Here is a 22,245-nt window from a genome sequence, read left to right as displayed (position 1 = left end):
AATTATGTCGATTATCTGAAAATATCTTATTTTTACTATAAAGCGATATCCTTTTTGAGTTTTTCATATTTTGGTACACTATTTATGTAGTGTAAACGAGAGAAAAGAGGGTCCTTTACTATGAAGTCATTAGAAGAGATTTTGCAGTACAATGAGAAATTTGTTGAAGAGAAAAAATATGAAGAGTTTGTAGCGGGGAAATTTCCAAACAAAAAAATGGTAATTATTTCTTGTATGGATACACGACTTGTTGAACTATTACCGAAAGCGATGAATATGCGTAACGGTGATGTGAAAATTATTAAAGTAGCAGGCGCTGTTATTTCACATCCATTTGGAAGTATTATGCGTAGTATTTTAGTCGCTGTATACGAACTTGGCGCTGATGAAGTATGTGTAGTTGGTCACCATGATTGTGGTATGGCAAAAATTCAAGCAAGCAGTACGATTGAGAGAATGAAAGAACGCGGTATAACAGAAGAGAAATTAGATATGCTTCGTTATTCTGGAATCGATTTAGAACAATTCTTGCGCGGTTTCTCTAGTGTGGAAGAAAGTGTAGAACATAGCGTATCAGTACTTCGCAACCACCCATTACTTCCGGAAGAAGTACCTGTTCACGGTCTTGTTATAGATCCTGATACAGGAAAATTAGATTTAGTTGTGAATGGTTACGACAATTAAGAATTTACTTTGTCATCCTTTTTATCTGGGACAGGATCAAATCCTCCCGGGTGGAAAGGGTGACATTTTAATATACGCTTACAAGTAAGCCAAAAGCCTTTGAGTGCACCATGTTTTTGAAACGCCTCTAATCCGTAATGAGAACAAGTTGGATAAAAACGACATGTTGGTGGCGTCATCGGAGAAATGAACTTTTGATAAAAGCGTATAATCCCAATAAAAATCTGTTTCATAACGGTCTCCTTTTCAGCATATTCTTAAAGTATTATAGCACGACTGTACATAATACTTTACTAATGTGCATTTCCGTTATATCATATTGGATATAACGGAATTAAATTAAAAGCGGGAGAGATGTTGTATGCCATCAGTAGAAAGCTTTGAATTAGATCATACGATTGTAAAGGCACCTTATGTAAGACATTGCGGAGTTCACAATGTAGGTAGTGACGGTATTGTAAATAAATTCGATATTCGTTTCTGCCAACCGAATAAACAAGCAATGAAACCAGATGTTATTCATACGTTAGAGCATTTATTAGCATTTAATTTACGTAAATATATTGATCGTTATCCGCACTTTGATATTATCGATATTTCACCGATGGGCTGCCAAACAGGATATTATCTTGTAGTAAGCGGAACACCGACAGTACGAGAAATCATTGATTTATTAGAACTAACATTAAAAGATGCGGTTCAAATTACAGAAATTCCGGCTGCAAATGAAACGCAATGTGGTCAAGCGAAGCTTCACGACTTAGAAGGAGCACAACGCTTAATGAACTTCTGGTTAAGCCAAGATAAAGATGAACTTGAGAAAGTTTTTGGATAAAAAGAAAAACTGCCTGTGAAAGGGCAGTTTTTTATTTTATTAAGAGCGAACATGTTCTTTTTTTATGAAAGTATACTAGACACTCCAACATATAAAACAAAGGCAGAACAGAGAAAATAAACAAATGCTTTCGTTTTTTGCTGCTTCTTTATTTCATCGATTCCAAAAAGGATACACATAATACTTAAAAGGATAGACACGTAAGGTAAAAGAATAGTGAAGTTTGCAAAGAAGCTAAATAGGGCGAGAGAAAGAGCGATAGTGGCGATTATAATTTGAATGTTTTTTAACATGGAATCCCCCTTAAGTAGAAAGAAATAGTTACTGAGAGAAAATAATTATAAATGCTAAATTGGTCAAAATTTCATTCTACATATAACGAAAGTAGTTTGATATTAAAAAGAAGAATATGAGACTGGAAACGAAAAAATACGGGATACTCATTGATTTTCGTCCGGATTTCAATTCATTAATTCCTAGAAGAATAAAGAAACAACTGAGAATAAATTGTACGTATGGGAGAAGTGAAAAATTATCGGTAACATGGATATAAGTGCTTAGAATGAGTAAGAGAAGCATGAGAAATGCTAAAAAACTCCGTAATATAGTTAGAGTTAGCATTGTATAGCCTCCTTTAGACCATTTACTAGAATATTTCTGTGAAACCAATAAATAAAGCAGCGGCCCCTGCTAGTAGAGCGAGCAGACTACCTCCTGTTTGTCGTTTTAATATTTCCTCTAAACTTATGGTGAGGGCCATACCTCCTAAAAAGATGAACATATAAGGCATTATTTCTCTACTACCAGTAAAAAATCCATAGATTGCTATAGATAAGGCAATAAGTGATAAAGTAATCCGACCCCCTTTTAGCATAAAAGACCTCCTCTATTTTATGTAGGTAATAATGAGAACTATCCAAATGAAAGCACCGGCAATAATACAAATAAATCCAGTTGCTGCCTCCTTTTTCTTTATTTGTTCAAATGCGATGAGAAACATTAAAGCCCCTAATAGAAATTGTGAAAGAGGTAAAAAATTATTTTGACCTGTATATAATCCAATTGCCGACATAACGATCACAGTGAGTGCTACTATGATGCGAAGTATACGAAGCATATTAGGAATTCTCCTTATTCTTTTTTGTATAAGGATTGTCTTCTAGTTTATCGACGGAATGTTTATAAGCATAGCCTTTATTAATTGTCATGATGGAGAGTACGAGGATGATTAGGACGATGATAATACCGATAATTAATATTTTGAACATAAAATCCCTCCTTTTCTTTATTTTACATAATTTTGTAATTGATGAAAACAATAGAAAATAAAAGGATGAAAGAAGGGTGTTACATGGAGACGAAAAAAACATATTATATATCAATAGGAAATGGTCAAATTTCACAAGTGAAGACGGCGGATACGTATAATTTTGAGATTTCCGCAAATGATGAGGAAATTACGGAATTAAGAGAGCACTTTGATCAAGCATATGTAGAAGATTTAGGGTCATTTGTACGCTCCCACGTTCCATTTGTTGAGTATCATCACGATTCAAATAATGACCGATATGATGAACAACTACAAAAAGCATATAAAATGATTTACGATTTAGGAAATCATGAGACGAAAGAATTAGTCGCGCAAATGGGAATAATCAATGGATTGTAATTGGATAATATTATGCAGAAAAGCGAGAATATGCTACAATTTGTGGTAGGAAAAACTTGTAACCATCAATAGGGGAGTAATGGCATGTACAAATTTAAAGATTATTACCACAACACTGTACAATTATCGTTTGAACGTTATCCATTTTCTCCTGAGCCAAAGCATGTTTGGGTTGTATGCCGGTACGGGGATCAATGGTTATTAACGCATCATTTACGTCGCGGTCTTGAATTTCCAGGTGGTAAAGTAGAACTAGGGGAAACACCGGAAGAAGCGGCAGTTCGAGAGGTTCATGAAGAAACCGGCGGCATAGTTTCTGATTTAACTTACTTAGGACAATACAAAGTATCTGGAAAAGACAAAATAATCATTAAAAACATTTATTTTGCAACAATTAGTGCGGTAGAAGAACATACGCATTACGAAGAAACGAAAGGGTCTGTTTTATTAAAAGACATTCCTGACAACATTAAAACGAATAGAAAATTTAGCTTTATAATGCGCGATGACGTATTAGCGCGTACGATGAAACATATAGAAGAAATCGGCTGTTTTACGAAGTAAAGTAGCCGGTTTCTTTTTTTGTATGTAAGAATAAATGTAAATATATCTTTACATTTATTTTGGGTATATTATACAATTTTGTAAAGATATATTTACATTTTAGGAGGGGAAGATGGATAAAAGAAAAGAAACGACTGTTACTGTTTCGATGGTTAAATTAAACTTTTCTTTATTTTTTATAATAATTGCTTTGTCGTTTGGAATTGGTTATTTGCATATATTTCTTTCAGGTGGGGTTCAAGTTGAAGTTACATTATTAACGATGTTTCTTTTTATTATCGCAATGATTGTTCTCGTTTGTATTCATGAGGCGATACATTTAATTGGCTTTCGCTATATCGGAGGTGTTCCGTGGAGTGAACTAAAATGGGGCGTTAATTGGAAATTAGGTGTTGCATATGCTCATTCTAAACAGGCGGTTACAGTAAAGCAAATGAAGAAAGTGTTAATGCTTCCGTTTTTACCAACTGGAATTTTGCCAATTGTATTGGGATTAGCTATGAATCTGGAGCCACTCTCATTTTTAGGAATTCTACTAACAGGAGGTTGTATCGGTGACATTGCCGTATATCAAAAAGTTTCAAAGTTTCCAGATGATGCGCTAGTAAAAGATCATCCGAGTAAACCTCAGTTTACAGTGTATGAATAATAAGAGGAGGCGTTTGGTCATCTCCCTGTCAAGTAGACAGAAATAAAAAGAGTATTATGCCACGGCCTTTTCCCGATATTCTATCGGGGAAAGGCCGTGAAGTTTTTCTTGGAATCTTTCTGTATTATAAAACTGAATATATTCTTGAATTGCTCGGTAGGCCATTTCATATGTTTTTGGGCACACTAAATACAACTTCTCTGTTTTTAAATGTGAGAAGAATGATTCGATACACGCATTATCAAAACAGTTTCCACGTCTAGAATGACTACCGACAAATCCTAATTTCTCTAACTGTTTTGCGTAGGATTTAGATGTATATTGAAACCCTTGATCTGAATGGAAAAGGGGCTTAGTAGTTAATGACTTCCCTTCTAATTGACGTAATGTAGTTAAAACCAAATCTAAATCATTTCTTGAAGATAGCTTCCAGGCAACAATTTCATTGTTGTATAAATCTAACACAGCTGACAAATAGGCAAATTGTTCTCCGATTCGTACATAAGTAATATCTGTTACGAATTTTTGATTTTGCTTTTCAGCTTGAAACTCTCGATTCAAATGATTTTTAAATACCACAGATGTTTTTCTTCCATAAAACGGACGTTTTTTTCGAATGATAGATTGAATACCCAGCTCTCTCATAAGACGACGAACACGTTTATGATTCATTACCATTCCTTCTCGAGCCAAAGCACGAGTCATACGTTTATACCCATAGTAAGGGTGCTGACGATGAATAGATAAAATATGTTCTTTATGCCACATATCCCTTTTCTGACGTAAACGCTGCACGTTATGATATTTCCGCCATTTATAGTAGCCAGCCTTAGAAACTTCCGCGATTTGAAGCAACCATCGGAGTGGATAGGCTTGGCGTAATGAATCGATAAGAGAAAATCGTTCTTTCTTTAGGACCATTCCTTCCCGTGTAGATTTGGATTGCGCTTTTTTAAATACTCAACCTGTGCCTTCAAATAAGCATTTTCTTCTTCTAGACTATTAAAATTCTTTCGATTCCAGACATCACGTTGATCATCAAAGGACTCCCCTTGTTGCGCACGTTTTACCCACTCAATAATCTGGGCATCGCTCTTCACACCGAGTTGTTCACGAATTTCTCGCAATGATTTTCTCTCTTCTAATCGAAGACGAACTGCTTCTCGCTTTAGTTCTTCTGTATATTTTTGAAATGATTGTCCTTTTCTTGCCATAAAAAAATCCCCTCCAGATAAAACAGTATTGAGTCCATCATATCAGATGGACTCTTTTTTTACTGTCTACCTATAGGGGATAATACCAGTTTGTGAAAAACGCCTCCTCTTATTATTGTTACTTTTGGTTGGTGAATTGATATATTGTGAAAATCGCTGATATAATTTATTTGTTATTATTGTGTTGATACCTCCACCTCTAAAAACGAAAGCACCTCCAACAAATCATCTACGATACGTGAATGCTTAAAATTCCCCCAAAACGAATCTTTTTTCCAAACACCAAGAATCCCTACTTGTTCAGAACCAAGCACATCGTTTTCTGGATGATCTCCAACATAAAGACATTCTTCTGCCTTCACATCTAGTCTTTGCAAAGCACGTTCGAAAATTTCAGGATGAGGTTTTTTAATTCCTTCAGCTTCTGAAACGAGAATGGTGTTTGTATACGTATGTATATGTAGTGCTCGAAGGTTGCTCATCTGAAATTCAGTAAAACCATTTGTAATAATACCAATTTTAATGTTTCGCTGTTTTAACTGTTGAAGTAGTTCATGCGTGTTTTTGAAAGGAATACAATGATGTTGGAAGTTTGTAATATAGTCGTGTAGTAGTTGTTCTTGCGTTAAAGTAGTAATGTTGTATTCGGAAAGGAGAGTAGCATATACTTTATCCTTCCACGTATAGCCATTATTATCGAGTTCAAGAAATCGAGAACAATACTTTGATTTCTCTATGCTCTTCAAATGTGAGGCGAAGCGATTATATTGCTCACAAATAAATTGTTCTAAAGATTGGCGCCGATCTAATAGTGTTCCATCTAAGTCGAATAAGATTGCACGAATCATGGGAAGCCTCCTTGCAGTTTTTATAATTAATTATCGCATATTCGTAAAAAAATGATTATGATATTTTGTAGAATGGAATAATGGGGGATTGTATGAAGAAACTGTATGGCAAGTTAGTGTGTTGTATTATAGCAAGCAGTTTAGTTGCAGGATGCGAGAGTGCTATCGAGGTTACGAATGAAAAAGAAATTTGTAAAACAGAAGAAGAGTGCACGCAAATAGGAGATAAAACATTACAAAAAGTATATAAAAAGATAGAGGGACTTTCAGAACTTGAAAAAGTAGAGGATTATGACATAGAAGAGTATGAAAGTTTGAATATGAAAGAGGCGGAACAGAAAAAAGAAGAGGATGACAATTACTTCTTTTTAGCTTCTTATTATATCGATGATGATGAAATTGTAGATCCTTATTTTGAGAAATTGGATCGTAAGAGATTGAATAAAGTTTTTGCAGATGACAAAGTAGCAAAAGATGATTTGTTAAGCCAGCGGCAAGATAGAGAGTATCATGAAACGTTATGGGACATGTATCGCACTCTCATTCCAGTGAAATATCGTGAGAATATAACAGGGTTGGATTTAATAACGGATGGTTATGACGGCGTTGTTGCCCATGTCATGCCAAGTATGGATGACCCGAGAGATTGGTTGCTTAGTTTAGACGTGCTCGATTCTGGGGTGAATATAGATGAAGTGATGAAAACATTAATTCATGAAACGGCTCACGTATTAACGATTGGGCATAAACAAGTACCAGTGGATAGGAAATATTTAGAGGCGTTTGATGAAGAGAAAGACATTTCATCATATCGAAATAAATGTAACACGGTGTTCTTGAAAAATGGATGTGCGAGAAAAACTTCGTATATTAACCAATTTTATAATGAATTTTGGAAACCAATTGAGCAAGAGTGGACAGAAAAGAAAGTAGAAGAAAGTGAAGAGGCACAAATTGAATTTTATAAAGAAAAGCATGATGATTTTGTATCGCTGTATGGAACAACAAATGTAACGGAGGATATCGCAGATACATTTACAGCGTTCATTTTACAAGATTCAAAAAAGGTGAAAGAAGGAACAGAGTTAAAATATAAAAAAATTGCTTTCTTCTATCAGTTCCCTGAGCTTGTAAAAATGAGAGCGGAAGTGCTGTCGGGATTATATGATGTTTCAAAAACGATAGAACAACAAAGTGGAGACTAATGTGAGGTATGCTTTCGATATAGTTTCGTTAAAGAAAAGCGTGAAGAATTTTTAATTCTTTGCGTTTTTTTATGTTGATAAAATTGAAAATTCTGTATTTTTATTAAAAAGAAGAAGGAACTTGCGGTATAAAATAGAATTAGTATAAAAATGTCACAATTTAGACACAATTATAATGCGCGTGTTGTAGGGACTATAAGTTTACTCTCGAGGAGGTAATGAAACGTATGAAAACGATTCTTGCTGTTGCTGGTCTCATTTGGGTAATGTCTCACGGTTTTCCGATTTTTGAAGGGGAGCAAATTCGTAGTGCTTTGAATGAAAAGTTTAATGATTATCATGTGATAGATCGAAAAGATAATGTCGTTACAGTACGTGTGAAAGACTGTTTCCATACAGTTACGGTTGCGGATGGAAACATTACAAATGAAACGAAAATGTGTGATAAAAGGTAAAAGAAAGAAGCTGACTATAGCGCACTGTTTTGAGTCAGCTTCTTTTTCTTTTTCCAATTAGAATTTTTTCAAATGCCTCAACAAATACATACATAAGAGTTGCAAGAACACATGTGAGTAGTACGCTAAGTAAGACGAGTGTGAAGTTAAAGACTTGGAATCCGTAGCTAATTAAGTAGCCAAGTCCTTGTTTGGAAACGAGAAGTTCTCCGAAAATAACACCGACCCAGGATAAACCAACATTTACTTTTAACGTTGAGATAATTGCTGGAAAGGATGCAGGGAGAACGACTTGCTTATAACATTGCCATTTATTTGCGCCAAATGTGTCCATCACTTTTATATAGTTAGAATCGACTTCTTGAAATGCACTGTAAATAACGAGAATGGTAATGATGATGGAAATGATTACTCCCATTGCGATAGAAGATGAAATGTTTGGACCGAAAATAACGATGATGATTGGACCGAGTGCAACTTTTGGCATTGCATTTAGGACGACGAGGTAAGGATCAAGTACGCGGGCTAGAAGTGGCATCCACCAAAGAAATGTGGCAATAATAGCACCGAGTACCGTTCCGAGAATGAAGCCTACTCCTGTTTCCAGCAATGTCGTCCATATGTGGACCCAAAGTGAACCGTCGATCCATTTCGTTAAGAAGAGATCCCAAATACTCGAAGGAGAACTAAAGAGTAAAGGATCGATCCATTCTTTTTTGCTAGCTATTTCCCATAGTGCAAAGAAAAGAATAAGTAGTAAAAGCTGTAATGAGCGAGCAATCCAAGCACGCCTGCGTTCTTTCTTTCGAAATTGTTCATGTAGTTGTTTTATATTATCCAAGTCGTTCCAGCTCCTTCCATATATCTTGAAAGAGGGCTGGGAAATCGTAGTGATGGCGTGCTTCTAACGGTGATAAAGAACGGATACTTTCCGGGACGATAAAGGTTTTTGCGATTTTTCCAGGATTCGCTTGCAGTAAATAAATACGATCACTCATCGCAATCGCCTCTTCAATATCGTGAGTAACAAGTAGTGATGTTTTCTTATATTTATTTAGTAAGTTGAAAACGAGTTCTTCTAGTTTTAATTTCGTTTGATAATCGAGTGCGGAGAATGGTTCATCTAGTAATAAAATTTTCGGATCAGTTGCTAACGTTCGAACGAGAGCAGCACGTTGACGCATACCGCCGGATAGTTCACGAGGATATTGTCCTTCTACCCCATGTAGACCGACTTGTTTTAAAAGATTTAAAGTATGTTCTTTCATCTGTTCATCATAAATCTTTCGAATATGAAGTCCAAGCATAATATTTTCTTCAATTGTTTTCCACGGGAATAAGTAATCTTGCTGCAACATATATCCCATAGATGAAGTTTTCGTTGTAATTGGTTCACCATCTAAAAAGACGATACCATCAATTGGATCAAGTAGTCCAGCAATGATTGAGAGGAGCGTTGTTTTACCGCAACCACTTGGGCCGAGTATAGAAATAAATTCGCCTTCTTCCACTTGTAAGCTCATATCTTCGAGAATAAGTTTGGCATTCTCTTTTGCGAAAAAACAGTGAGAAACGTTACGTATTTGTAAAAAACTCATACACTTCGCCTCTATTTCTTAATAACGCTTTCGGCAATTTTTGTATTGACGAGCGCTTCATGTGGGACTTCTTTTTGTAATTCACCAGCATCTTTCATAATCGTTTGGAGCTGTTTCCATTCTTCCGCATCTAGTAGTGGATTTGTCGCATAAGAATGTTGTTTTTTATACCGTTCAATTACTTTTACTGTAATGTCTTTCGAAGTGTCTTTAAATAGCGGAGAAACAGCATCAGCAATCTCTTCTGGACTATGTGTATCAACCCATTGCTGTGCTTTATAGAGCGCACGTGTGAACTTTTCAGCAGCAGCTTTATCTTTCTTTAAGAAACTTTCTTTTGCCATGAACGTTGTATAAGGAACAGTACCAGATTCATTTCCGAATGAAGCGACGATATAACCTTTACCTTCTTTTTCGAATATGCTTGCAGTCGGTTCAAAGAGCTGCACAAACTCTCCTGTACCAGATGCAAAGGCATTTGCAATATTAGCAAATTCGATATTTTGAATTAAGTTCGTATCTTTCCGAGGATCAATGCCATTTTTCTTTAAAACGTATTCCCCAACCATTTGCGGCATGCCGCCTTTACGCTGTCCTAAAAATGTAACACCTTTTACGTCATTCCAATTAAAAGAGTCTAGTTTTTTACGTGAAACTAAAAATGTCCCATCTGTTTGTGTAAGCTGTGCAAAGTTAATGACAGGGTCTTTCGCTCCTTGTTGATGAACGTAAATAGACGTTTCAGAACCGACGAGAGCAATATCAATTCCGCCAGATAATAGGGCGGTCATCGTTTTATCGCCACCAGCTGTTGTTTGTAGGTCAATATTTAGTCCTTCATCTTTAAAAAATCCTTTTTCAATCCCGACATATAATGGGGCATAGAAGAGAGAATGGGTAACTTCGCCAACGCGAATGTTTTGAGTTTGTTCTTTCGTACTTTCTTTTTTACTACTACAAGCAGCAAAAGTAAAAACAGCTAGTAACATGATGCAAAAAATCGCGATTAATTTTTTCACTATATAACACCTCCTAGAAGTCACTCTACAAGCATGATATGTAGGTAAGTGCCCATATGTGAGTGTAGATAGCAGGAATTTTTTGGGTGGTAAAGAAGTACAAATATAAGGGGTGATAAAATGGAGTACGAATACGATGATAGCGTACATTTACATCTTGATTATTTCGGGACAGAATGTGATATGGAATCGATCGCTTATAAGAGGAAGAATGAAGACGTATGGGATGTGTATTTTAATTTTGGAGTATACGGTATTCAGAAAGACGATGTAGAGTTAGGTAGGTTTATGGACGAATATGCCGGTTATTACGTTTTTTCTGTACATGCTCGCGATCTTAGTTGGGAATTTGGAAGTGCCCAGTTTGAAGAGTGGGTTTTGAAAAATCGGATAGTAGAAAAAACGCTACAAAAATAGGAGGAATTTTGTGATTGGATTTCTCATCTTATTATTTATTTTTGTGGCCGGATTTTTTATTATGCAAATGCTTATTTACCGATTTGCAAAGAAAAACATCCATAAATATACAAAAATAAAATGGTTTCATATGTGGCTACATATGAATATGAAAAAGGACCGAGATTAGATTTTTTTGATTTTGTAGTTATAGTGCTCGTATGTATCGTATGGAAAATATGGCTGCTTCCTTTTATATAATACACATACTAATCATTTTCTCTTTTCGTTATAGTAATAGTTGTAAAAAACTTGCATTTATACGTAAAACAGTGAGTGGTGTTGTGAAAGATATTTTGACAAATACAGACACACATACATACGGAATTAAAGTGTGATTACAGAATGGACAAATTGGCCGTGTGTAAAGTGTGGGGGAATAAGAAAGAGGTCGTCCAACGGTGGACGACCTCTTTCTTATTATGCTTGATTAGTGCGGAAGAATGGAAGCTTCTGCACAATGTGAATTAATCCGTATGCAAGAATTAAGCACATAAGAGGATTAATGAAAAATCCATAGCGATTAATTGCTAAGAATAAGTTTGAGAAGATAATGTAAATAATTGAACTTGCTACTAGCATCATAACGCGTTTATGTTTAAATGAATTTAGCATGAAGCAGAAGCTGCTCAAGAATGTACCGATGATAAACACTCTATGACATAGTTGCATAAAGTTGTGAATACGATATTGGTCTACAGCAGGAGCTGTTTTGAATAATTCAATTGTTTTACCGACAGTGAACCAAGAGAACCAATAAGTGAAGTCCGTCTTAAATCCGTTCTTAATTAATTCTTTTGCGTATGCACCTTTGTCATCTAAGCCTTTAGCTCTCATTTCATTTACTATATTTTCATATCCAATTTTATTAAATGGATCTGCACCGGCAATTAGTGGATCTGCACCTTGGGTTGAGAATAAAATAAATTGGTTGAGTGCTAAGTAGTTACGAACAACCCATGCGCCAATAATAAAGAAAGGTCCGATAAACCATAACAATCCGATTCGAATGGATTCTTTAAATCCATATGTAAATAACACAACAAGAACAGGAATGAGCATCATTGGAGCTGGATTTGGACGGAACATAAGTAAAATTGAAACGACAATTCCAAACCATATATGGAATTTCACTTTATTGTATTTCCATGCGAGAACAAATACATATACACATAACGCCAATAAGAATATGGATGGAACTTCTGTTAGCAATGTACGGAAGTATGTATAGTTACTTGGATAAATAGCATATAAAATACTTGCAACAATTCCATAAATGTTTTTTTCGAACAATTCTTTTCCTATTAAGAATACTAATAGCACTGTGCAAAGGTTCATGATCATGTTAATAACAGTTGCTACGTAATAGTAAGGAATTGATGTAATATCAGAAATAATCATAGCGCCAGCTAATAGTAATGGCTGACCTGGTGTAATATATGCATTTTTCCCTGGAACTTCACTAGGTTCTAAATACACATAACCAAATACACCATGTTTTAATAGTTGTTCAGCTGTTAACGAATAGTTAAAGGCATCATTTGCACCATATGTTACTTTGACTAACTCTCCATCTAATCCTGGCTGTTTTACTAAACAAAAAACGTGCAACAGGAAAGAAAGCGCCAAAATTGCATATACCGCTTTAGGCAAACTCTTAAACTTAGTAAGCAAAAATGAGCAACTCCTTTTTTATTAATTCTTTCGTATTTTTATGTGAAATCTTTAATAGTATTAAGGATTTCCAAAACATAGTTATTATATCATAAAGTGGAATGCTGAAATTAAGTTTTTCAAGAATGAGTAATTTGTATACCACAATTTAACTGTTGATTAAGGGAATATTAAGACAATACATTTATGGTAGAAGCAAGTATGCAGACGAAATATGTAATATATGTTATTTTAATAGAAATAGTTCTTTCGATGCGGGGGAAATTAAGACATAGAAACGAGGGAATGAATTGAAGTATGGTTCTACACTTTTTCATCTTCCAAAAAGAAATATATTAATTTCTAGCATTATAAGTAGTATGGTGACTTTATTAGTAATAACTATGCTGTTTATGATTTTAAAGGTTTTTAATTTAGACATGATGAAAGATCATTTAAATCAAAAGCTTGTTTTAAGTGTTATGATGATTTTCATATGGGGCATAACGTTTTATATTACGCATTTCAATAAAAAAGAGATGTCTATACTTAGAGCATCCCTGCGAGTGCATTTTATATTACTTTTATTAGCTCATACAGTAGCGTTATTTTATATTGTCATGCAAGTTAATATGAGTTTCATAGAGGCAATGAATTGGATTTACTTTTATAATATGCAGTTTATATTAAGTTTTGTAGTAATTTATGCAATATATATTCTTGTATATAATTTAATAGGTAAGGTTTTTCTAAGTATGGTTTTAACGAGCTGTACGTTAGTCATTTTATGTATTGTGAATTATTTGAAGCTTATTTTCAGAGGTGATCCGTTATATCCTTCTGATTTCACACAAATTACGCATATGCAATCTGTTATACCGATGGTGATGGACTATTTTAGTTGGAGTTATATTTTTGTCATTATCGTAAGTATCGTAGCTTGTATTGTAGCAGGGATATATATGAGAAGGTATATTCAAAATGTAAAGATTCATCTAGGAATAAGAGCCTTATTAGTAGTAGGATCTATTTTTGTTCTATATGCGTACGGTAATTTTGCGAATACATTTATGAATAAAGTATTTCAAAAATCAGGTGTAGATTTTGTTTTGTGGAATCAAAATGAGAACTATGCTTCAAATGGTTTTGTACTGGGGTTTATTAGCAATTTAGATACAACAGTTATGGAAAAACCAAAAAATTATTCTAAAGAAAATATGCTTCAAATAGCAAACGATATAAAAAAACAATATAGTGGAAATATAGGGAATCAAAAGAAAAAAGAGAAACCGAATATTATTTTTGTAATGAGTGAATCGTTTTGGGATCCGACGAAAGTAACCAACCTTTCTTTTAGTGAAGATCCTGTACCAAATTTGCATCATTATATAGAAAACTTTCCTGGGGGACAAACTATTTCTCCTACATTTGGGGGAAATACAGCGAACGTTGAATTTGAGGCATTAACAAGTTATTCAATGAGTTTGTTAAAGCCAGGTTCTATACCATATCAGCAGGTTATTACAAATAAGAAAGAAATTCCATCAATCCCTACGGCGTTGAAAAAAGAAGGGTATTACACAAGTGCAATTCATTCATTTGGTCGCACATTCTTTAAACGTGATGATGTATATAAGGTGTTAGGATTTGATAAGTTTAATGCAGAGGACACGATGAAAAATGTGGATATTGATGGAGATTATATTAGTGATTTAGCGATGAGTAAAGAGATAATTGCTGAGTTAGAGGAACAAAAACAGCCTACATTTATTCATGCAGTTACGATGCAAAATCATTTTCCATTTACAGAGGGCCGATTTGGTGAAAACCTAATAGAAATTAGCGGGCTAGAAAATGAAGAATCAAAGGGAGAATTAGAGACGTATACAGAAGGGTTAAGACGTTCAGATGAGGCACTTCAATATTTAATAGAGCAACTAGATAATTTAGATAGACCTACATTATTAGTATTCTTTGGAGATCATCTTCCATCACTAGGAACAAATAAATCTTTTTATAAAGAAAACGGGTATATAACGAATGAAAAAACACCGAGTGAACGTTTAGCGATGGCGCAAACGCCGCTATTAATGTATGCAAACTTTGATATGCCAAATGATAATTTAGGTTTAGTAAGCCCAATTCATTTTTCTAATCTTATTTTTGATTATGCAGGATTAAATAAATCCTTATTTTATCAATTTTTATCAGAACTTTACAAGGAAATACCAGTGCTTAGAGATGAATTAAAAGTTGATAAAAATGGAGAAGTAATCAATGATTTAACAAAGAAACAAAAAGAAATGTTAGAGCAATATAAAATGCTCCAATATGATTTACTCGTTGGAAATCAATATAGTACAGATATCCTCTTTAAATAAAAGAAACAAAAAGAACTTGTATAACGATACAAGTTCTTTTTTCATAGTATTTAACGGGGTAACCAGACAAGCTGGGTTTAGGGAGTATTACCTGTACATTTAGTATATATGAAAATGTAATCGTTTTATTTGTGTATTTGTGAGAAATATGTGAATTTTATGTTTTGTGAAAAAATCTATTATATTAACTTTCGTTCTTGTATTGCAGTTGTTATGCATGTAAAAATTTTATCAGTTCTTTATTTAATTCATCCGCTTGATCGATTGGTGAACCATGACCACTATTTGTAAGAGCATGTAACTGAGAATTTTTAATTCGTTGTTGCGTAAGCTCAGCACTTTTGTAAGGAATTAGTTGGTCGTGAACGCCGTGGAAGATTTTTGTTGGGACGTTAATTTTATTTAAATCTTTCGTTACATCTTCATTTGCAGCTGCTTGTAAAATTTTGATAAGGGCATAAGAAGCGGACTGCATACCGAGATAAGAAAACCATTCAAGGGTTGCAGCCCCTAAGTTTCTATTGAAAAAGGATAAAGATACGTCATTTAAAAATTTTGGTAAATTAGCATACATTTGATTAATGAGAGCATCTGCTTGTTCTTTCGGTACACCGTAAGGGGACTCTTGATTTTTAACGAAAGAGGGGGAGACAGCGTCAATTAATGCGAGCTTAGAAATGCGGCGCCCATGATAGCGAGACATATAGCGAATAGAAAGAGCACCACCAACTGAGAAACCGACTAATGTAGCGTTCTCTACTTGGAGTGCTTCTAGAACAATTGCGATATCATCGGCTAATCGATCATACGTGTAACCAGTCCATGGCTTATCAGATTGCCCATTCCCTCGTATATCCATGGCGATACAACGAAAGCCATGCTCTGGTAAAACATTGAGTTGATATTGATACATTTGATGATTTAAAGGCCATCCGTGAACGAAGAAAACAGTCTTACTACCTGGACCAGGATTAACGTCTTGCACAAAAATATGCACATCTTTCTCGACAGTAACAAACATAAAACTCCCCCTGTTCTATCAATAGGCTCCATTCTAAAAGCTTTGTTTTACTTTTTAGGCCGTCTATATAAAACATCCTCCATAATATACGTATTAATGATCATAGATTTTATGCTCTGTATATAGTCTAAATATATTGCATTTTTGGTACGATTTTCCTCAAATGTTCGATTTATCTTTGTTTGTCTATGAAAATCATTTATTATAATAAATGGTATTCTTTGAGATGTTATTTTGAAGGGGTGTTGAAGTGAAAGAAAGTTTTCTATCATATAAAGAAGAAGAAAGGAATGCAAAACTCCTTTTATGGGTGTTATATGTCATTGTTATTGTATATCAAATTTTCTATGCAATCGTATTAGAAGATAAATCAATAATGGATAAGGGATACAACATAATATGGCAAGTTATTTGCGGAGTAGCAATACTATGCGTGAATATATATTTACTGAAAAAAGAGAAGGCAAACCTTGTTAAATATGCATGGATATTTGCATACATAGGGATAGAAATCGCTAATATAGTTTCGTATATTTTTTATAATAAGGCGGCGTTTGATGCGACAAATATAATAGAAATTATTCTCATTTTCTTTGTACCCATATTTTTAAATAAAAAATTTTATGTGTTTTTGCTTTCCTCTATTGTAGGAAAATATTTAATTTATTTATTTGTATTAGAGGAAATAAAAGCATTTATGTTCCTTATTATGTGTACACTTATGTTAATAGTTGCATATATCATTTTAAATCGATTTTTACAATATCTTTCAGCCGTAAAGGAAAGTATTGCGATTGCTAGTGAATCACAAAAATTAGCAGTAATCGGAAAAATGGCAGCGACTGTTGGACATGAAATTAAAAATCCACTGGCTTCATTAAAAGGATTTACGCAATTACAACGAGAGAAGCATGAAGAGGATCCTATTTATAAACGTATGATTTTTGAAATAGAAAATATGAATAATATGATAAGTGAGTTGATGGAAGTTGCTACATGCAAACCTTCTATTTATAAGAAACATGATGTAGGAAAAATTGTATTACAAGTAATAACAAGTCTTCGCGGAAAAATGAATGAATTAAACGTGCAGTTTATTTCTAATGTGGAAGAAAAAACAATAGAAGTTGAATGTGATGAACGAAAAATAAGAGGAGTCTTTTTATATACGATAAAAAATGCTTTAGAGGCAATGGAACAAGGTGGCATATTACATTTGCAATTAGAGAATAAAGGGAAAGAATATGTAATAATCAGCGTAATCGATAATGGTCATGGTATTAAGCAAGAAAACTTAACCCGTGTTACAGAAGCCTTTTATACAACGAAACAAGATAAAATTGGTCTGGGACTTACGGTAGCGAATCGAATTGTCGCCGAGCACCTTGGTGAGCTGCATATTTCAAGTGAAAGAGATACTGGAACGAGAATAGACATCATTCTCCCAAGGAAGTGTGGAAATACTGAAATCCAAGTGGAAGAAAAGCTAGGAGTTACCATATGAATAAAGGCTATATATTTAAAAATGAAGAAATAAAGGCATTGAAAGTATTTTTAAGTTTATTTTTTATTATATTTTTTGTGTATGATCTTGCCTATGAATTTATCGTACCTTTAATCGCGGGAGAGCAAGAAGGCGTAGGAAAGTTTGAAGATGGTTTAGGTTTATGGCTTTACTTTTTGACGGTAGTATTGTTTTGCAGTGGAATATACTTTATGAAATGGAAGAATGTTTTTGTGGTAAAGTATATTATTCTAATTGGCTATAATGTATTAGATTGTATCCATAACATTATGATTTATTATGGTAGCGATGCGGAATTTGACGGTGGAAATATAGTAGAAGTATTTTTTATTTTGTTCGCACCAATCTTTGTGAACAAAAGATATTTCTGGTTAGTTCCAGCGATACTTGTCGGGAAGTACGCTCTTACAGGAATCATTATTCAATCTTCTCTCGTTTTAATCCCAATGGCATTATATAGTGTATTTACTATTATATGTTGGATTATATTTTTGAGGGTTCAGTCTTACGTTCGTACGCTTGAGATGATGGACAAAGAAATAAAACAAACAGAAAAACTAGCAGCTGTTGGAAAAATGGCAACGGTTATTGGTTATAAGATTAGAAGACCTTTAGCAAACTTAAAAAAACTTGTGAATAAACAAGCCGACAAGCATCCAGAGGATAAAATTTATAGTGATATTATGAAACAAGAAGTAGATCGGATTCATATAATTGCTACAGAACTTAGTGGATTTGAGAAATCTAAATCACTAGAATCAGAAACTCATAACATACAAGAAATTATCTCTTATGTTATTCGAGTTATGGAAAAGCCTGCTTTAAAACAAGGAGTCCACATACAAGGTATTTACAGTAAAGACTTACCGTCCATTACATGTGATGAAAAACGATTAAAACAGGTCTTTTTTAATTTAATCAAAAATGCAATTGAAGCAATGTCAGTTGGAGGAACAATTACGATTAAAGTTACTGTAAAAGATGGAATCATCGTTCAAGTGAAAGATGAGGGATGTGGTATTCCAAAAGATAAAATTCCAAAGTTAAATGAAGCCTTTTATACAACGAAAGAAACAGGAACTGGTCTAGGTTTAGTAGTTACAGAAAAAATTATTAAAGACCACAATGGTAAAATGAGTTTTGAAAGTGAAGTTGGGGTTGGAACAACGGTTGAGGTTATGTTACCACTGCATTAAATAGAAAAAACATCACTTATTTGGAAGTAATGCTTTTGTGTTCTTCTTAGGTAGACGTTCTAAAAAAGAGGACGATAACGAAAAATAATATATTGATAGTGTAAAAAGAAAATAATGGATGTTTTACTATGAAAAATATATAATGGCTTTGTCTGTTATTTGTTGTAGTTCATTTATATTTCTATTTGTTGACCCGAATCTCGGGTCTTTTTTTTATGAAATGAATTGCTATATGTCAGTGATTAGAAAAATAGAATATATATTCATGCTGTAATACTGGTAGCGTCAGTAAACTCGGTGCTACCAGTAGGTTCGTTTTCCGGCACAACGAAAGCATTTACGTTGGTACAGGTGGTGCTTTCACATTTCTCTATTTTTCTGTGGTCGATTGTATTGTGTATATAAATTTAAAAAATGATAGCGTTAGAGCCACCATTTCTCCTGCGGAAGCAAAATAACATCCACATCAAAATTTTCTTTAAACCACTCATACATCAATGTCTCTTTCACTAAATATTCAGAGGCAGAGTGTGACACACCAATTAGAGACATATTCGTTTCTTTTACATAATCCATAATGAGCGAGTATTTATGTCGGCCGTAATCATTGTCGATATGGCAGTGGATTTCTCCTGTAATATATGCTTCAGCACCTTTTTCTTCTGCTTCCTTCATTAAAGATACAACATCGCCACACCCAGCGATAATTGCGATTTTTTTAATGGAATCATGTCGTTTACCTTCGAAGTCTGTGTAAGGAATCTGGAAGAGTTGTTTTAGATGTTTTTGGAGTGCTTCTGTTGATGTTTCATCTATTTCACAAATAAGGCCAATTGGTTCTTGTTCTGGACCTCCATATGCAAAGTCGTCCACTACAGTAGCGTTTAATGCTTTTGCAATTGAAATACTCGTTCCATGCGTTTGATGAAAATCCATTGGTACATGACATGTATATATAGAAAGTTGTTTTTCTTTTATTCCTTGCAAATATTTTTCAGGAATTGGTATGAAACCGCGACCTGATCTTCCAAGCGGATCACCACACTCCATTACAAGGGGATGGTGCATAAAGAGTAAATCACCAGGTGTGGATTGTGAAATGAATGTTTCGAGAACGTCATCTGTAGGGAATACAGCTAAAAATACTTTGTTTACATTTTCAGATCCGTGCATCATAAGGCCGTTAAATAAATCTACAAAATTTGCTTCGAAAAATTGTTGCCAAGGAAATTTGATAGGATCATATACGGCTGGGATAAATCGACTAAAGGCACTATCTTTTCCGTATTTTTCAATTTGGAATAAGTGATTGAGTGATTGCTCTATTTTTTTTAAGGCTGGCATGTTTGATAATCCTCCTTAAGATGATTCTTGCTTTATGAGTTGTTTGTATTCTTCGTAGCAAAATAAGAAGCGGATAGGAAACAAATAAAACCTAGGATCCAGCTAATAGAAGGAGAATAGGGAAGTACATGCTGTAATAGCATTCCGCTAGAAATGAAGAAACTACTAAATAGACCTAATAACATAGGATATCGTTATAGTTTGAACACGGATAGTAAACCTCCTTTCTCCTGCATGAACTACTCATAAAAGCTCGATTGCTGAAACTTTATCACATACATTGTATATTAGTCTTAATTTTCTGTATATAACTTTTAAGAAAAATGGTGATACAATATATGAATGATAAGAGAAGAGAGGATGAAGATTAACATATGTACGTTACTGTAACAGAAGCAGCATATAAAAAGATTATGGATACGATTCCAAGTGAAGCGAAATATATAAAGTTATTTTACGATAATGAGGGTTGCGGTTGTGTCATGAGCGGAATCATCGATTTAGTAGCTGTAGCAGAGAAAGATGAGCGCGATGTGGATATTGAATCAAGCACAATGAACTTTATCGCTGATCGTACAAAGCTTGTATTTATGGACGATAAGTTAACGGTTGATTGGCATGAAGGTGGAGGAACTTTTCAGTTGAAGAGCCCAAGCCAGTTTTATAATCCAAATATGAAGTTACACGTTCGAATATAGTAAAGGAAAGGTGATTCCAAAATGTATTTTGGAATCACCTTTTTTATTTTATAAGTCGCTATTATTGTCGATTTTTGTTGATAAGTCGATATATTTGGGAAATCGCTGATATAAATGGAGTTGCGCTGATATATTTGGGAAATCGCCGATATAAATAGAGTTGCGCCGATATATTCAGAAAATCGCTGATATAATTTCATTTACCAAAACGTTTCAATAGTAAAAAGATTTTTTCACATAATGAAATGTACATGCGATTGAATTTTCTGTATAATCTTCTTTGCGGAGGGGATACGCATGAGAAGATGGGGAATTGAGTTGTTAATTTTAAGTGTTGTTATTATTTGGGGGATTAACTATACAATTGCGAAGTATGGACTTTTAGAATTTACAGCAATTGAGTTTACTGCACTTCGCATGATGGCGGCGGCACCGCTTCTGTTACTCCTTACCTTTTTTATTGAAAAGTCGGTTTATATGGAGCGAAAGGATATACCTAGATTAATTATCGTTAGCATTGTAGGTATTGTACTGTATCAAACGTTATTTATGGAAACTGTCAAATATACATCCGCTACAAATGCCTCTTTACTCATTTCTATTTCACCTATTTTTACAACTGCATTTGCGATTTTCTTGAAACAAGAAAAGTTTTCTTCTCGAAAGTTAATCGGTTCTATGACTGCCTTTGTTGGTGCAGCATTAGTTTTAGTAGCAGGACATTCGCTTACTAGTTCTTTTTATGGCAATGGAATTGGACTTATTACATCAATATGCTGGGGGCTTTATCCTGTTTTAGCAGGACCATTAATTAAAAAATATTCAGCATTACGTGTTACAGCATGGTCTGCATTAGTGGGTGCGATTCCGCTATTATTGTTAAGTGGTCCACATGTGTTTGTCATGCCATTTCACATTACTCACGGAATGACACTATTTGCTTTACTATATTCTATTTTCTTTGTAACAGTATTTGGTCTAGTAATGTGGTATGTTGGTGTTCAAAAAATTGGGGCGTCACATACGATGGTATATATGTATATAACGCCGCTTGTAGCTGTTTTATTTGCAGCTGTCTGGGCAAATGAATATGTATCGTTTCAACAAATCATCGGTGGAATTATCATTTTTGTCGGTCTATGGTTTGTGAAATCGGAGAAAGTAAAAGTTCATTCTATTGCAGGGGAACCTATATCAAAATAGGAAAACAGATCACCTATGATCTGCTTTC

General features: G+C 34.2%; 26 protein-coding genes and 2 pseudogenes. 15 read left to right on the top strand and 13 right to left on the bottom strand.

What is annotated here, in order from left to right:
* The first annotated feature begins 120 nt into the window (after window positions 1-120).
* Window positions 121-684: a beta-class carbonic anhydrase gene (locus N2V80_RS23930; RefSeq protein ID WP_000838164.1), complete on the top strand. Its 564-nt coding sequence runs from the start codon at window positions 121-123 to the stop codon at window positions 682-684.
* Here the strand turns inward: N2V80_RS23930 and yidD are convergent.
* Window positions 681-917: a membrane protein insertion efficiency factor YidD gene (yidD, locus tag N2V80_RS23925; protein ID WP_000809334.1), complete on the bottom strand. Its 237-nt coding sequence runs from the start codon at window positions 915-917 to the stop codon at window positions 681-683. The genes N2V80_RS23930 and yidD overlap by 4 nt on opposite strands.
* A 128-nt stretch (window positions 918-1,045) precedes the next feature.
* Here yidD and luxS point away from each other — a divergent pair, with 128 nt between their 5' ends.
* The gene (gene luxS / locus N2V80_RS23920; protein ID WP_001141371.1) at window positions 1,046-1,519 is read left to right on the top strand and encodes an S-ribosylhomocysteine lyase LuxS; all 474 of its coding nucleotides are present in this window, start codon (window positions 1,046-1,048) and stop codon (window positions 1,517-1,519) included.
* 62 nt (window positions 1,520-1,581) lie between these two features.
* On the opposite strand, the gene N2V80_RS23915 is transcribed toward luxS, so the two are convergent.
* The 4 genes from N2V80_RS23915 to ytzI form a co-directional block, all read right to left on the bottom strand.
* Complete coding sequence (locus N2V80_RS23915) at window positions 1,582-1,812, bottom strand: YczI family protein (protein ID WP_000916673.1); 231 nt, start codon at window positions 1,810-1,812, stop codon at window positions 1,582-1,584.
* Window positions 1,813-2,165: 353 nt separating this feature from the next.
* Window positions 2,166-2,393, bottom strand: a complete 228-nt coding sequence (locus tag N2V80_RS23910) for a DUF3953 domain-containing protein (protein WP_000911652.1) — start codon at window positions 2,391-2,393, stop codon at window positions 2,166-2,168.
* Window positions 2,394-2,405: 12 nt separating this feature from the next.
* Entirely contained in the window at window positions 2,406-2,636 is a 231-nt protein-coding gene (locus N2V80_RS23905; RefSeq protein WP_000944456.1) for a DUF3953 domain-containing protein, read from the bottom strand.
* A gap of 1 nt (window position 2,637) precedes the next feature.
* A complete protein-coding gene (gene ytzI, locus N2V80_RS23900) occupies window positions 2,638-2,787 on the bottom strand; it encodes a YtzI protein (protein ID WP_000472791.1) in 150 nt (49 codons plus the stop codon).
* 83 nt (window positions 2,788-2,870) lie between these two features.
* Here ytzI and N2V80_RS23895 point away from each other — a divergent pair, with 83 nt between their 5' ends.
* The 3 genes from N2V80_RS23895 to N2V80_RS23885 all read left to right on the top strand — a co-directional run bounded on the left by N2V80_RS23895 (window position 2,871) and on the right by N2V80_RS23885 (window position 4,401).
* On the top strand, window positions 2,871-3,188 hold the full coding sequence (locus N2V80_RS23895; RefSeq protein ID WP_000448409.1) for a hypothetical protein: 318 nt from the start codon (window positions 2,871-2,873) through the stop codon (window positions 3,186-3,188).
* Between the two features lie 84 nt (window positions 3,189-3,272).
* Complete coding sequence (gene mutTA, locus N2V80_RS23890) at window positions 3,273-3,752, top strand: antimutator 8-oxo-(dGTP/GTP)ase (protein WP_000276385.1); 480 nt, start codon at window positions 3,273-3,275, stop codon at window positions 3,750-3,752.
* 112 nt (window positions 3,753-3,864) lie between these two features.
* Window positions 3,865-4,401, top strand: a complete 537-nt coding sequence (locus N2V80_RS23885) for a DUF3267 domain-containing protein (protein WP_000361289.1) — start codon at window positions 3,865-3,867, stop codon at window positions 4,399-4,401.
* A 54-nt stretch (window positions 4,402-4,455) separates the two neighbouring features.
* Here the strand turns inward: N2V80_RS23885 and N2V80_RS23880 are convergent.
* Together N2V80_RS23880 and N2V80_RS23875 are read right to left on the bottom strand one after the other, a co-directional pair.
* Window positions 4,456-5,615, bottom strand: a protein-coding gene (locus N2V80_RS23880; RefSeq protein WP_340980746.1) for an IS3-like element ISBth8 family transposase whose coding sequence is annotated in 2 segments (ribosomal slippage) — window positions 4,456-5,357 and window positions 5,357-5,615 — 1,161 coding nt in all. Because the reading frame shifts where the segments join, the coding sequence is not laid out codon by codon here.
* A 176-nt stretch (window positions 5,616-5,791) separates the two neighbouring features.
* Window positions 5,792-6,463: an HAD family hydrolase gene (locus N2V80_RS23875; protein WP_000617256.1), complete on the bottom strand. Its 672-nt coding sequence runs from the start codon at window positions 6,461-6,463 to the stop codon at window positions 5,792-5,794.
* A 92-nt stretch (window positions 6,464-6,555) separates the two neighbouring features.
* Here N2V80_RS23875 and N2V80_RS23870 point away from each other — a divergent pair, with 92 nt between their 5' ends.
* Window positions 6,556-7,668 carry a hypothetical protein gene (locus N2V80_RS23870; RefSeq protein ID WP_061654619.1) on the top strand — a complete coding sequence of 371 codons (1,113 nt, stop codon included), beginning with the start codon at window positions 6,556-6,558 and terminating at the stop codon, window positions 7,666-7,668.
* A 227-nt stretch (window positions 7,669-7,895) separates the two neighbouring features.
* Entirely contained in the window at window positions 7,896-8,123 is a 228-nt protein-coding gene (locus N2V80_RS23865) for a hypothetical protein (protein WP_000849112.1), read from the top strand.
* Between the two features lie 34 nt (window positions 8,124-8,157).
* Here N2V80_RS23865 and N2V80_RS23860 read toward each other — a convergent pair whose 3' ends face one another.
* Genes N2V80_RS23860 through N2V80_RS23850 form a run of 3 tightly spaced genes read right to left on the bottom strand, consistent with a single transcriptional unit; the run spans window position 8,158 to window position 10,740 of the window.
* Entirely contained in the window at window positions 8,158-8,964 is an 807-nt protein-coding gene (locus tag N2V80_RS23860) for an ABC transporter permease (protein WP_000368771.1), read from the bottom strand.
* Window positions 8,957-9,721, bottom strand: a complete 765-nt coding sequence (locus N2V80_RS23855) for an ABC transporter ATP-binding protein (protein ID WP_000009025.1) — start codon at window positions 9,719-9,721, stop codon at window positions 8,957-8,959. Before N2V80_RS23855 ends, N2V80_RS23860 begins: the two co-directional genes overlap by 8 nt.
* Window positions 9,722-9,732: 11 nt before the next feature.
* Entirely contained in the window at window positions 9,733-10,740 is a 1,008-nt protein-coding gene (locus N2V80_RS23850; protein ID WP_000733151.1) for an ABC transporter substrate-binding protein, read from the bottom strand.
* Between the two features lie 120 nt (window positions 10,741-10,860).
* Between N2V80_RS23850 and N2V80_RS23845 the strand changes: the two genes are divergently transcribed.
* From N2V80_RS23845 to N2V80_RS23835, 3 genes and pseudogenes are all read left to right on the top strand, one after another.
* Complete coding sequence (locus N2V80_RS23845) at window positions 10,861-11,157, top strand: DUF3986 family protein (protein WP_000455580.1); 297 nt, start codon at window positions 10,861-10,863, stop codon at window positions 11,155-11,157.
* A 10-nt stretch (window positions 11,158-11,167) separates the two neighbouring features.
* Window positions 11,168-11,397 (top strand): annotated as a pseudogene (locus N2V80_RS23840) (hypothetical protein).
* 65 nt (window positions 11,398-11,462) lie between these two features.
* Window positions 11,463-11,534: pseudogene (locus N2V80_RS23835) on the top strand (DUF2196 domain-containing protein); the annotation flags it as partial.
* Window positions 11,535-11,616: 82 nt separating this feature from the next.
* Here N2V80_RS23835 and N2V80_RS23830 read toward each other — a convergent pair.
* Window positions 11,617-12,870, bottom strand: a complete 1,254-nt coding sequence (locus tag N2V80_RS23830) for a glycosyltransferase family 39 protein (RefSeq protein ID WP_000956220.1) — start codon at window positions 12,868-12,870, stop codon at window positions 11,617-11,619.
* Between the two features lie 290 nt (window positions 12,871-13,160).
* Between N2V80_RS23830 and N2V80_RS23825 the strand changes: the two genes are divergently transcribed.
* Window positions 13,161-15,230 carry an LTA synthase family protein gene (locus N2V80_RS23825; RefSeq protein WP_061654618.1) on the top strand — a complete coding sequence of 690 codons (2,070 nt, stop codon included), beginning with the start codon at window positions 13,161-13,163 and terminating at the stop codon, window positions 15,228-15,230.
* 211 nt (window positions 15,231-15,441) lie between these two features.
* Here the strand turns inward: N2V80_RS23825 and N2V80_RS23820 are convergent, their stop codons facing one another.
* Window positions 15,442-16,251 (bottom strand): alpha/beta fold hydrolase, encoded by an 810-nt coding sequence (locus N2V80_RS23820; protein ID WP_000498275.1) that lies wholly within the window; start codon window positions 16,249-16,251, stop codon window positions 15,442-15,444.
* Window positions 16,252-16,501: 250 nt separating this feature from the next.
* On the opposite strand from N2V80_RS23820, the gene N2V80_RS23815 reads away from it, so the two are divergent.
* Complete coding sequence (locus tag N2V80_RS23815) at window positions 16,502-17,755, top strand: ATP-binding protein (protein WP_061654617.1); 1,254 nt, start codon at window positions 16,502-16,504, stop codon at window positions 17,753-17,755.
* Entirely contained in the window at window positions 17,752-18,972 is a 1,221-nt protein-coding gene (locus N2V80_RS23810; RefSeq protein WP_001032637.1) for an ATP-binding protein, read from the top strand. The genes N2V80_RS23815 and N2V80_RS23810 overlap by 4 nt, the downstream gene beginning before the upstream one ends.
* 423 nt (window positions 18,973-19,395) lie before the next feature.
* Here N2V80_RS23810 and N2V80_RS23805 read toward each other — a convergent pair whose 3' ends face one another.
* Window positions 19,396-20,316: a Nif3-like dinuclear metal center hexameric protein gene (locus tag N2V80_RS23805; RefSeq protein ID WP_061654616.1), complete on the bottom strand. Its 921-nt coding sequence runs from the start codon at window positions 20,314-20,316 to the stop codon at window positions 19,396-19,398.
* A 374-nt stretch (window positions 20,317-20,690) separates the two neighbouring features.
* Between N2V80_RS23805 and N2V80_RS23800 the strand changes: the two genes are divergently transcribed.
* The gene (locus N2V80_RS23800; RefSeq protein WP_000289569.1) at window positions 20,691-21,014 is read left to right on the top strand and encodes an iron-sulfur cluster biosynthesis family protein; all 324 of its coding nucleotides are present in this window, start codon (window positions 20,691-20,693) and stop codon (window positions 21,012-21,014) included.
* A 297-nt stretch (window positions 21,015-21,311) separates the two neighbouring features.
* Window positions 21,312-22,217: a DMT family transporter gene (locus N2V80_RS23795; RefSeq protein ID WP_001255414.1), complete on the top strand. Its 906-nt coding sequence runs from the start codon at window positions 21,312-21,314 to the stop codon at window positions 22,215-22,217.
* Window positions 22,218-22,245 lie beyond the last annotated feature (28 nt).

Source organism: Bacillus sp. FSL W8-0640 (genome assembly GCF_038007725.1).
GTDB classification, from domain to species: Bacteria; Bacillota; Bacilli; order Bacillales; family Bacillaceae_G; genus Bacillus_A; species Bacillus_A cereus.
The sequence above is the reverse complement of the archived record's forward strand: the minus strand, read 5'-3'. Positions and strand labels throughout refer to the sequence as shown.

Excerpts from the sequence above, each read along its gene's own strand:
- N2V80_RS23875 (WP_000617256.1), bottom strand. The coding sequence starts at position 6,463 with ATGATTCGTGCAATCTTATTCGACTTAGATGGAACACTATTAGATCGG.
- N2V80_RS23810 (WP_001032637.1), top strand. The coding sequence starts at position 17,752 with ATGAATAAAGGCTATATATTTAAAAATGAAGAAATAAAGGCATTGAAA.
- mutTA (WP_000276385.1), top strand. The coding sequence starts at position 3,273 with ATGTACAAATTTAAAGATTATTACCACAACACTGTACAATTATCGTTT.
- N2V80_RS23820 (WP_000498275.1), bottom strand. The coding sequence starts at position 16,251 with ATGTTTGTTACTGTCGAGAAAGATGTGCATATTTTTGTGCAAGACGTT.
- N2V80_RS23910 (WP_000911652.1), bottom strand. The coding sequence starts at position 2,393 with ATGCTAAAAGGGGGTCGGATTACTTTATCACTTATTGCCTTATCTATA.
- ytzI (WP_000472791.1), bottom strand. The coding sequence starts at position 2,787 with ATGTTCAAAATATTAATTATCGGTATTATCATCGTCCTAATCATCCTC.
- N2V80_RS23885 (WP_000361289.1), top strand. The coding sequence starts at position 3,865 with ATGGATAAAAGAAAAGAAACGACTGTTACTGTTTCGATGGTTAAATTA.
- N2V80_RS23870 (WP_061654619.1), top strand. The coding sequence starts at position 6,556 with ATGAAGAAACTGTATGGCAAGTTAGTGTGTTGTATTATAGCAAGCAGT.
- N2V80_RS23800 (WP_000289569.1), top strand. The coding sequence starts at position 20,691 with ATGTACGTTACTGTAACAGAAGCAGCATATAAAAAGATTATGGATACG.
- N2V80_RS23915 (WP_000916673.1), bottom strand. The coding sequence starts at position 1,812 with ATGTTAAAAAACATTCAAATTATAATCGCCACTATCGCTCTTTCTCTC.
- N2V80_RS23865 (WP_000849112.1), top strand. The coding sequence starts at position 7,896 with ATGAAAACGATTCTTGCTGTTGCTGGTCTCATTTGGGTAATGTCTCAC.
- N2V80_RS23805 (WP_061654616.1), bottom strand. The coding sequence starts at position 20,316 with ATGCCAGCCTTAAAAAAAATAGAGCAATCACTCAATCACTTATTCCAA.
- N2V80_RS23845 (WP_000455580.1), top strand. The coding sequence starts at position 10,861 with ATGGAGTACGAATACGATGATAGCGTACATTTACATCTTGATTATTTC.
- N2V80_RS23905 (WP_000944456.1), bottom strand. The coding sequence starts at position 2,636 with ATGCTTCGTATACTTCGCATCATAGTAGCACTCACTGTGATCGTTATG.
- N2V80_RS23930 (WP_000838164.1), top strand. The coding sequence starts at position 121 with ATGAAGTCATTAGAAGAGATTTTGCAGTACAATGAGAAATTTGTTGAA.
- N2V80_RS23895 (WP_000448409.1), top strand. The coding sequence starts at position 2,871 with ATGGAGACGAAAAAAACATATTATATATCAATAGGAAATGGTCAAATT.
- N2V80_RS23855 (WP_000009025.1), bottom strand. The coding sequence starts at position 9,721 with ATGAGTTTTTTACAAATACGTAACGTTTCTCACTGTTTTTTCGCAAAA.
- yidD (WP_000809334.1), bottom strand. The coding sequence starts at position 917 with ATGAAACAGATTTTTATTGGGATTATACGCTTTTATCAAAAGTTCATT.
- luxS (WP_001141371.1), top strand. The coding sequence starts at position 1,046 with ATGCCATCAGTAGAAAGCTTTGAATTAGATCATACGATTGTAAAGGCA.
- N2V80_RS23795 (WP_001255414.1), top strand. The coding sequence starts at position 21,312 with ATGAGAAGATGGGGAATTGAGTTGTTAATTTTAAGTGTTGTTATTATT.